At 45.0% G+C, this 1,652-nt stretch carries 1 protein-coding gene, 1 tRNA gene and 1 pseudogene; 1 reads left to right on the top strand and 2 read right to left on the bottom strand.

Annotated elements, in window-relative coordinates; translation table 11 throughout:
* Positions 1–779: cache domain-containing protein (locus tag WBA89_RS13190; protein WP_424407055.1), on the bottom strand; the 779-nt coding region annotated here is incomplete at its 3' end.
* Positions 780–1,137: 358 nt separating this feature from the next.
* Between WBA89_RS13190 and WBA89_RS13195 the strand changes: the two genes are divergently transcribed.
* Positions 1,138–1,210: transfer RNA gene (locus WBA89_RS13195), tRNA-Arg, on the top strand.
* A gap of 66 nt (positions 1,211–1,276) precedes the next feature.
* On the opposite strand, the pseudogene WBA89_RS13200 reads toward WBA89_RS13195, so the two are convergent.
* Positions 1,277–1,652 (bottom strand): annotated as a pseudogene (locus WBA89_RS13200) (hypothetical protein); the annotation flags it as partial.

Raw genomic sequence — 1,652 nt, forward strand, 5'->3', positions numbered from 1 at the left:
TTGCCTTCGGTACGGAAGGGTTGTTCGGCAGTTGAAGTTGCGAGTAATGTACCATTTTTTTCGATAATAAATGCTTGCCCTGATTTGCCGATTCTGAGATTGTTTAAAAATCTGCCAATATGGTCGAGACGCAAGGCACTAACTAATACTCCTTCTAGCATATCGTTCTCGTATACGGGTTGGAGTGCGCTGAGGATTAATGTCGGTTCTAGGAAGGAAATATAAACGGAACTCCAAGTTGGTTTGCCGGCATTAGCTGCATCTTGGTAGGAAGTATGTTGCCGGATGTCAAAGTTTTTGACAACGGTTGCTACGGTAGTGCGATCGCCCTGATTATTAGTATTGTAAGAATAAAAATCAAAACCCGTAGATTTCCCTGACTCATTAATCATTAGAGAGCCATCTGACAGTTTTTCTCCGGTTCGATAGTCTCCATATTTGTTGCCAATAGATGTAAAATTGATATAGGGATATAATTGTACTTGCCGCCACAGATATTTTTCCCACTCTGATAAGTTTTCCATCTTTAACAATCCGAGCTTGACTGTATCCAGCTTGCTTTGATTGATTTGATGGGGAGTTGTCAGGTAAACTTCTAGGTTTTGCTCTACCCGCAAACTTACCTCGCTCATTAACTGACTGGCAAGGTTGTTAACAGCTTTTTGTCCGTTTTTAAAAGACAAATATCCTACGAGTCCCACTGCTGCGACGATTTGCAGTACAAATGGAACTATGAGAACTGTTCGCAGTGGTAATTTGTCTAAAATTTTAGAAGCCATAAGATTTAGAGGTTTGGTGAACTCAGCCTAGAACCGTTTTTGCAGAGCTTGTCTCAAGAGCAGCGCCATCTCCGACTAGCTAGAGGGCATTCCTGGGGGCTATATTAGGTGTGGTAGATGTTTAACCCCGATCGAATGCAGACCTAATCTTTGCTATATTAAAGTCTATTATTTGAGCCATTGTCGTATTATTGACGATTTAGGTAAAATTTGCTGTCAGAGACTGCGGGAACTGCCTGACGCGCCCTCTGCGGACGAGTTGCACCCCTTCTGGGCCCTGCGGTTTGGAGACAGGCGATCGAATTTGCTCTATCCACTAGACATTTTCGCCAAGACGTGTTACAGTCGGAAAAGTCGAGGGCACGTAGCTCAGTGGATAGAGCATCAGGTTCCGGTCCTGAGGGTCGGGGGTTCAAATCCCTCCGTGCTCATGTTTTATGTCTTTTTCCGAGCAAGGGTTTCAGGTTCATTGTATTACCGATAGTCCTGTTTTCCGCTCAAATTTCGCTCCTGTCGGTTTCAAGTATCTCCAAAACCGCCTCCATATCAGCCAAGTTTGCTCCGGACTTTTTGCGCCGCCCTTTCAACTGGTTGAGCAAGTCAGCCGGCTCTGGCAGTTCCAAGTCAATCGCCGACTGTTTGCAAGCTGCCAGTTCATCCCGCAAATTGCCTATTTCCAGTCTCAACGCAGATTCTTTTGGATTGGGTTTAAAGCTAAACCCCCGTTCTAATTCCCGTATCTTGTTAAATTGCTTGACAATAGTTGCTTTAGCCTCTGCCAAGTCAGATTTAGCATTGCTCACTTCTGTCTGAGAGCGAATTTTCAGGACTTCGACACACCGCGCCTCGCGATGCAGTTTTGCAGCGTCCTCC

The sequence above is a fragment of the Microcoleus sp. genome (assembly GCF_049646505.1).
GTDB lineage: Bacteria > Cyanobacteriota > Cyanobacteriia > Cyanobacteriales > Microcoleaceae > Microcoleus.